The sequence below is a fragment of the Leuconostoc sp. genome (assembly GCF_965300815.1).
The window spans coordinates 33,458-41,708 of the sequence record NZ_CBDKZH010000001.1 but is presented as its reverse complement, the minus strand read 5'-3'; the positions used below and the strand labels follow the sequence as shown (position 1 = coordinate 41,708).

At 44.5% G+C, this 8,251-nt stretch carries 9 protein-coding genes; 2 read left to right on the top strand and 7 right to left on the bottom strand.

The features are described 5' to 3' along the window. Positions 1–186 precede the first annotated feature (186 nt). The gene (gene menB / locus ACW12G_RS00215; RefSeq protein WP_010002553.1) at positions 187–1,020 is read right to left on the bottom strand and encodes a 1,4-dihydroxy-2-naphthoyl-CoA synthase; all 834 of its coding nucleotides are present in this window, start codon (positions 1,018–1,020) and stop codon (positions 187–189) included. A gap of 36 nt (positions 1,021–1,056) precedes the next feature. Here menB and ACW12G_RS00210 point away from each other — a divergent pair, with 36 nt between their 5' ends. After that, entirely contained in the window at positions 1,057–1,431 is a 375-nt protein-coding gene (locus tag ACW12G_RS00210) for a PaaI family thioesterase (RefSeq protein WP_048699954.1), read from the top strand. Positions 1,432–1,452: 21 nt separating this feature from the next. Here ACW12G_RS00210 and asp3 read toward each other — a convergent pair whose 3' ends face one another. The 4 genes from asp3 to ACW12G_RS00190 form a co-directional block, all read right to left on the bottom strand. Further along, positions 1,453–2,487, bottom strand: coding sequence for an accessory Sec system protein Asp3 (asp3, locus tag ACW12G_RS00205; protein ID WP_010004608.1), 1,035 nt, complete (start codon positions 2,485–2,487; stop codon positions 1,453–1,455). Positions 2,488–2,492: 5 nt separating this feature from the next. Beyond that, positions 2,493–4,019: an accessory Sec system protein Asp2 gene (gene asp2 / locus ACW12G_RS00200; RefSeq protein WP_455647017.1), complete on the bottom strand. Its 1,527-nt coding sequence runs from the start codon at positions 4,017–4,019 to the stop codon at positions 2,493–2,495. A gap of 31 nt (positions 4,020–4,050) precedes the next feature. Continuing rightward, on the bottom strand, positions 4,051–5,535 hold the full coding sequence (gene asp1, locus ACW12G_RS00195; protein WP_455647016.1) for an accessory Sec system protein Asp1: 1,485 nt from the start codon (positions 5,533–5,535) through the stop codon (positions 4,051–4,053). Between the two features lie 154 nt (positions 5,536–5,689). Continuing rightward, positions 5,690–6,319, bottom strand: a complete 630-nt coding sequence (locus ACW12G_RS00190; RefSeq protein WP_146975907.1) for a GNAT family N-acetyltransferase — start codon at positions 6,317–6,319, stop codon at positions 5,690–5,692. 136 nt (positions 6,320–6,455) lie between these two features. Here ACW12G_RS00190 and ACW12G_RS00185 point away from each other — a divergent pair, with 136 nt between their 5' ends. After that, on the top strand, positions 6,456–7,001 hold the full coding sequence (locus ACW12G_RS00185) for a TetR/AcrR family transcriptional regulator (protein ID WP_048699947.1): 546 nt from the start codon (positions 6,456–6,458) through the stop codon (positions 6,999–7,001). Positions 7,002–7,093: 92 nt separating this feature from the next. On the opposite strand, the gene ACW12G_RS00180 is transcribed toward ACW12G_RS00185, so the two are convergent. Together ACW12G_RS00180 and ACW12G_RS00175 are read right to left on the bottom strand one after the other, a co-directional pair. After that, entirely contained in the window at positions 7,094–7,666 is a 573-nt protein-coding gene (locus tag ACW12G_RS00180) for a xanthine phosphoribosyltransferase (RefSeq protein ID WP_095653101.1), read from the bottom strand. A 9-nt stretch (positions 7,667–7,675) separates the two neighbouring features. Continuing rightward, positions 7,676–8,251: magnesium transporter CorA family protein (locus ACW12G_RS00175; RefSeq protein ID WP_455647015.1), on the bottom strand; the 576-nt coding region annotated here is incomplete at its 5' end.

The window sequence follows — 8,251 nt, the reverse complement described above, 5'->3', positions numbered from 1 at the left end:
ATCCTCTTATCTGTTATTGTGCATTATATGAGATTTTTTGTCAAATATTTTTCATTTAAAACTCATATTTAACAATCAAAATACACGGTTGCCAGCTTTTTAACAATCTTAACGCGCAAAAAAACACCACAACTTCATGTGGTGTTTTTTCGTAACAGGCAAACCAGCTGGGTTCGCCATTATGATTTATGGAAACTTTGGATATTGATCAAAGTTTGGTGTCCGCTTTTCTTTAAAGGCATCACGGCCTTCTTTGGCTTCGTCAGACGTATAATACAGCAGTGTGGCATCACCAGCAAATTGTTGCAAGCCAGCCAAACCATCAGTATCCGCGTTCATGGCCGCTTTAATAAAGCGCAAAGCAGTTGGCGATTTAGTGAGCAGTTCGTCAGCCCAGGCCATTGTGGCGTCTTCAACTTCAGCAAGTGGCACCACTTTATTAATCCAATTCATGTCATAAGCTTCTTGCGCTGTATAGAAATGATTTAAGAACCAGACTTCCTTGGCGCGCTTGTGACCAATGACACGGGCAAGATAGCCGGAGCCATAACCCGCATCAAAAGACCCAACCATTGGGCCAGTTTGGCCAAACTTAGCGTTGTCAGCCGCCACGGTTAAATCGGCCACTAGTTGCAAAACGTTCCCGCCACCAACTGACCAGCCTTTAACCATGGCAATGATTGGCTTTGGAATAATCCGCATTAAACGTTGTAAATCTAAGACATTCAAACGTGGAATGCCGTCGCCACCAACGTAACCACCATTACCACGTACCTTCTGGTTCCCACCAGAGGAAAAGGCTTCATCCCCTGCACCAGTCAGGATAATCACCCCGATGCGCGCATCGTCACGCGCAATCGTGAAAGCATCGATCATTTCAGCCACCATGCCAGGGGTAAAGGCATTGTGTGTGCTAACATCGTTCATCGTGATTTTTGCAACCTGCCCAGGATTTTTCCCGTCAGCATTCGTTTCAAATAAAATTTCGTTGTACGCTTTTACGGCGTGCCAAGTTGTCATATGTTATACTCCATTCAGAAAGGGGATTTTAGTCCTATGAACATTATAGAACTTTTAGGTTTAAAAACCACATTATTATCGGCAGAAAAAACAATCGTCACCGTCGACGTGACAAAACAACTGATGCAACCTTACGGCCTTGTGCACGGTGGCGTGAATGCCCTTTTGGCTGAAACCGCCGCTTCACTAGGGGCCAATGCCACGCTCCCTGAAGGGCAAGTCGCTGTTGGTGTGGCCCTCAATACCCATCACCTCGCCCCTGTCTCTCAAGGCACCCTGGTGGCCACCGCTACGCCGATTAGCGTTGGGCACCGCTTACAAGTTTGGCAGGTTACCATTCATGAAGCCCAGACGAACACGCTCACAAGTACGAGCACCGTTACCCTGACAACCAAAACACGCACGATTTAACACGCCAAGCAATTTGGCGTGTTATTTTTTATTTTTGGTAAAAAATTGCGTCAAACCACGTTTCTTAGGATGTGCCGCATCATATGCTGCTTGACGGCGCACCTCTTCTGGGGTTGGCGTGTCATAGTGCAACGCATCTAACCGTTCATATGCTGGATGCGGTAATAACACCGGCGTATCCAAATTGGGCGCAATGGGATGTCCTAAATAACTTACCCGCGTGACCGTCCGCGCAATCTTAAGTGCTGGCGTCGGTGCCAAATTGACATCGTCACTAATAACTGCCGCACTGCCTTTAATCTGACTTTGATAGTAGAGTGCTGCATAACTTGAAATTGGCCCATAGCCGACAAACTCAATGTGACGGGCGCGGACTTTGCGACGGGTCGCTTTCACATTCGCAATTATCGCTGCTTCATGTTGCCGATAAAACGCTGCTTGCGGCAAACTGCTGGCAATGTATTGAACTGCTTGCTGCGTTGTTTTAATCCAACGCGACATGTAATCCGTCACACCACGTTCAGGCTCTGAAAAAACAACCCGTAGCGTTTTAGACGTAACAACTTTTGGGATTTGCACATCGCTATAAAAACGTGGGGCAATCTCCGTATCACTGTCACGTAAGATGCCATTTGTCTTTGGGCGAATCAAAATATCATGAAAAGTGAAATGCCCAGCTCCAGCAGCATGCAACCCAATCGTGTAAAAATCATAGTTCTCTGGCACCGTCACAGTGATTTCATCTTGGTTTTGGCTATTGTGCAATAACACTTGGTGTTGTTGATCATAAAAAGTGACGACTAAATAGGCAAACATTCGCTCACTATTTTCAATGTGGCGTGTTATCGTATACGTTTCACCGGGCACCAGTTGTGGCAAGTCAGCTAATTGTTGCTGCTTATCATAGGTTTGTTTTGAATGCCAGGTCACAACGGCTTGCCCACTTGGCAAGAAGTAGTGTTCATAAAACACAGTGTCCAAAGCGCGAAAATCAACAGTTGCTCCTTGTAATTCTAACAAGTGCGTTTGTGGCGTCCAATAAATTTGATATTGCATAAGTCTTATTGTGCCTCCTGTCGGATGATATCACGCCACTTGGCCAGCGCTGCCGTCATAAATTGAACCATTTCGGGGATTTTAGCCGTATGTGTCCCAATCTCTCGTTCGTGTGTTAATGGTGTATCGCGTGACTGAAAGAAAGCCAACAATTCCGGCAAACTCTTTCCGTCATATTCATCATCTGTCATGGTTAACAGCTCTACCGCAATTTTTGACCAATCGACATTTTGAATATGTTCCCAAAAAATCTGATTCAACGGTTCTGTATCTTCCGGTGCCATGCGACCAGCTAAATAACGCCGGACATCCAACGTCCAATCTTGATTATAGCCGTGAGGGAAATCAGGATTAGCCGTAAATGTCCCCAGATTAATAATGGGTTTGGCAATCACGACGGCACGCGGCTTAATATCAGCCGCGTAATACATCGCTGGGAAGCTTCCCATTGAATAACCCGTTAAAATAACGTCTTCTGGTTTTAAATTCAGCGTCGCCATTGCCCGTTTAATCGTTTCAATCACGGTTTTTTCATATAATTCGGTCCCAATATCAAACGCACCACCTTGCATCCGCGTATCCGTAAAGAGCAAATACGGCGTCCCAAGTTCACGCAGTGGCCCGCGCATTTCAAAGCCATCCACATGCAAGCGAATACCAGAAAAATTCACAATTAATGGTGCCTGACGGTCACCTGGGTCGAAATAACTTAAAATTTCCTCGTTTTCAGCCGTTAATTGCCAATCATCCCCTGGCATCAACACCCCTACGCCGTGGCGTGATCGCCGTTGGTGTAGCACATGCAAATCCAAAACACCGTGTCCCCGTGCTAAAACAATAATTTGATAATTATCATAGTCCTGCAAACCACCAACCGTCGTTACTTGCCGTAATTGGTCCCCAGTAACGGTCTGGCGTAATTGAATATGCCCATCACGAAAGAAAACAAACTGCAACTGAACTTCCGCCGTGCCACTTTGTTCATAATCTAACCACACCACGTTCTCTGTTGTCGCTGCAAAATCGGCGGCAAATGTTTTTAACACCCCAATTTGTTGCCACGCATCCCCAAAATCACCACTAAAACGCGCTGAAAACCGGCCTTGCCGTTCAAAGTGCGTTGTTTCTGGTGGCATTGGGATAAACTGTGTTTCACTAAAACGGGTTGAAAACCCGATTTGTTCAAATTGAAAATCGCTTAAAATCCGTTCAGCGACTGCCTGAGGTGTTTTTTCGGCAATACGAAAAGCCTGACGTTCGTCTAAGATCGCTTGAAATTCTGGGGTGATCTGTTGTGCAAAATATAAAACGCGTCGCGCTGGCCAGTCACTGATCTGACTTGATAACAACGTACTGTCAAGCGTCTCATCGGTTAGCACAACATAGGTTTGTTCTAAAACATACGGATCCTTTTGCAAGGCCAGTCGGGTGGGTAAATCTAAAATTGTGGTATATTGCCAATCAATTTTGGCTGTTTTAATTTGTGGTGTCCAATCCTCGGCACCAATTTGAAGTACTGAAATTTCTGCCATTTATCCTACCTTGCACGATGCCACAGTGTCATCATGATGACTGACGCTGCTGCTTGATTTTATTAAAGACTTGTTGCCACTTAATCCATAGATACTCATCACTCATTGTTTGCCCTAATTCTCGAGCCGTTTCTTTCACGACCTGATCGCGTTGTGACGCTGTTAAGTAGCCTTGTAATGCCGCTACTAATTCCGCCTGATCTGTCACAATTTGGCCATTTTTTTCTGGTAAAACATACTCGGTAACCGTGCGGTTAATTTGCGGCACGGCATAAGCGAGGGCGGCCGTTTGCATAAATTGGTCGGGCGTTTCACCAAGATCAAGCAAAACCCGTGTGTTAGACATATATTGCAAACGCTGGGTTTCATCTTGTGGTGGTATAAACTGGAAACGGCCTTGATAAGCCGCTTGACTGGCTTCATCGACTAAGCCATGCGCATTCGTTGCGGTTTGACTCGCAATTTTAATTAACGCATCAAATTCGGTATGCGATTGCGCCGTTTCAATGAAAACAATGGCCTCTGGTTGCCGCGTCATGGCGATACGAACTGCTTCAAAATCGGCCTGATTCAAATCTTCGGCCACCCAATAGATAATTGCAATTGGCAATTGTAGGTTGGGCAGTTCCGCTGTTTGCACAGGAAATGGTGGAATAATTGCCAATTGCTCTGGATTCGCCAATTGGGCCACAATCTTATCATATTGGGCTTGGGTATCTGTCACGGCGTGTGACACGATACCAGTGATTTGTAATAACAAAGCTTGCGCTAACTGCGGATTCGTTCGTTGTGCTTGATAACTCAATATCACCGGCTGCTTGGGTGAGATTTGACTAATTAAAAACATTGACCGTTGACTCTGGGCGATGATCAAATTCTCTTCCGCGGGGACGTTATCTAAATGATGTGCCAATGCTGCCACCACGAGTTCCGTCATATTTTTAAATTGTGTTTGCGCAGTCCAGTCTTGCTGCGTGGTCACCGCCCCAGAGACACAATCCTCTTGTACGGCAACTGCACCACTAGGCGTTAAGTAATCTTGGCGTATTTTGTCACCTTGCGCATTAAACGTGGTTACCCGTGAGACAAAACCACGGTAATCAATCAGCAATTGTTGGGTGCGTTTATCGTCGGTCCACAAATCGATCGCCACAATGCGCGTACGCCATGCTTGATCTAACCACACTGTTGCATAAAGTTGATCATCAACTTGCACTAAAATGCGATCCGGCAAATAAATAAATTGTGCCTGCGCTGGCCAGGTAAAATCAGTGACCGCCACTGGGCGATCAGCAGTAAGTCTTACCCGCTGCAACACATCATGCACCGCCCAAACTTTGGTTTCAGTCAATGCCGTGTGCAATAAAATCTGGTTTAAATGTGGTAAAAAATCAATCACAATCAACTCGACTGCTTGACCTTGCGACAGAAAAAGTTGTGCTTGATGCACACTATCATTGAATTCAGGTAAACGTCTGGCGTAATCTTGCCAATCCGGAATAATATGTATTGTCACGGGGCTCTCCTTTCTCATGGCCAGTACGACGTGTCTCATCAACCTGTCGGCCGTCATAAGAAAATTATCATTGTTCCTATTATACCAATTAACCCGAGACATTAACAAAACAGACACGTTGCAAAATAGCGACGTGTCTGTTTTGTGAAGTCGTTTAAACTTGTCGGACCAACGCCCAAGACTTAACTTGGGTTGTCTGAAAGGCGAGCACGCGCTCATCAATCACTTGAAAAGCATTTTTCTGGTAAAAAGCCACGTTACGTGCCGTGTTGGTAATTAATGATACCTGTTGCCCACCGTGCTTTTTAACATATGGTAAAACAAATTGGGTTAATGTTTTTGATCCAATTTGCTGACCTTGGTGTGCTGGATTGACTGCTAATAAATTAACATGCCAATTGGCCTGCTGATCTTGTTGTGGGACTTTTTCGGCATCATCTAACATCTGTAAAAATCGGCCCAATTGATGGGTCAAGACATACGGCAATAATTTTAAACCGCCATATTTCAAATACTGCCAAATACTGGCGGTGGGTAATTGCGGCGAATCTAAAATGACCACCGACACAATTTGTTGCTGCTCTTCAACAACAAACGCTTTTTTAAGGTGAACGTTGACGGCAACATGTACCGCGTGTAATTGCTGAATAAAACGCTGATAGTCTGCCTTTTTTGTAAAAGTTTGTCCAATCGTTTGTTGGTATAACGCATAATGCTTAAAGGCGTCGGCAACTAACGTCGATAAATAATTAATTTCTGGCACAACTGCTAATCTAAAATGCATGGCTTGCTCCTTTAACCGTGGTTTGAAAACTTAGCTTATCCCCAGTCTATCGCGCTGAATGGCATGTTACAATAAACACATCTCGTTGATGTGTCGCTTATCGCACACATCTCAGCCAATTGAGGAACAACAAGTCATGGATCGCAGACAAATCAAAACGCAAGCGCAAATTAAACAAGTCTTTATTCAGTTATTAGCCCAACAGCCCCTTGATAAAATCACCGTGGCGCAATTAGCCGATACTGCTGATATTAATCGCGGTACTTTTTATCGCTATTACCGCGATATGTATGATCTCCACGATCACCTTGTGGCGAGTTTAATCAGCGATATCACCCAGATTTTCAGTCAAAATTACCCGACAACAACAGAAAACCATGCGATCCTCAAAGCATTAAGTCATCAGCTTGTGGCCTACATTGGCAGTCACCAAGACACAGTGGCTGTTTTGTTACGTCAGCCAACCATTGGCGCCGCTGTTTTCCAGCAAGTGAAAGTTGCCTTTATTCAAAAAGCTTGTGCGCTCGAAGCCACTTTACCCAACAATAGCCCCGATACGATTGAAATCAATTTTATTGTATCCGGCATCATGGGTTTGGTAATGGACTTTGTGACACAAAACCTAGCCATTTCAGCCGCAACACTTGACCAAAATATTTATGCCTTACTCCGTAAATTTTAATCATGCGGCCGCATAGACACATCTCCTCTTCTTTATTCACAAAAAGCGCAGCGGTTAACCGCTGCGCTTTTTGTGTTTCACGTGAAACATGTTTATGAGTCGAATTCAACTTGCCCATCTCGAAAGGCTTTGATCCGCGCTAAACTGACTACCGGTAAACCACGGTCATCTAACAATTGCCGACCCTTTTGGAATGACTTTTCAATCACAATCCCAGCACCTACTGCAACTGCTTGTGCTTGATCAACAATGTCAAGTAACCCAGCCACGGCTTGCCCATTCGCCAAGAAATCATCAATAATCAACACACGTTCTCCGGCACCAAGAAAACGCTGATCAATCATCACGTGATTAGTTGTCTGCTTCGTATACGAATAAACGTCAGCGGTCCAAACCCCGTCGGGTAATGTCAACGACTTATTTTTGCGCGCAAAAACCACCGGCACGTGTAAGGCCAAACCGGTAAAGACAGCCGGTGCAATGCCTGATGACTCCACCGTCAAAATTTTATCGATCTTGTCATTTTGAAAATGTTGCGCAAAAGTTGCCCCAATCGCTTGCATCAATTCAGGGTCAATTTGATGGTTCAAAAAAGCATCAACTTTCAAAATATCCTCGCCAAGCACACGACCTTCTTGTTTAATCCGTTCTTCTAACTGTTTCATGCGTTATCCTTATTTTCTGAAAAAGCCGTTCAGTGCTAACAACAGACTCACAAGTCCCATTAACACCAGTGTAATCAAAATGGAAATCCACCAACTATTTTGCATATCGGCAAACGGTAACCATTTGACATTTTCACCATAAAAACCACTCACAATCGTTGGTACCGTCAAGACAATTGAATAGACCGTGAGGAGCTTCATGGTCCAATCCAAATCACGACTACTCAAGTTACCATAGGCGTCAACAACCGATGCAATCACTGCTACCGCCAAATCAGCCATGTGCTCCGCTTGACTAATTTCGACGCGGACATCGTCAATATGCTCAATTTCAAAATTAGACAACCTATCTTCAAAGTCGAGCTTAAAGGTATCTAACATCACATGATTATTAGCCAGTGAGTTTTGGATATAAATCATCTGAGTCTGCAAACGCAACAAGTCATTCATTTGCTTTGTTGTGCGTTTTTGATGCCCAAATTGTGATTGAATTACCCGCCGCTTGCGATTAATTTCGGTAATTTGTTCAACATAGCGCATCATCAGTGTATATAAGCCCGTCATCACAAAATCAATGGCCGTAAT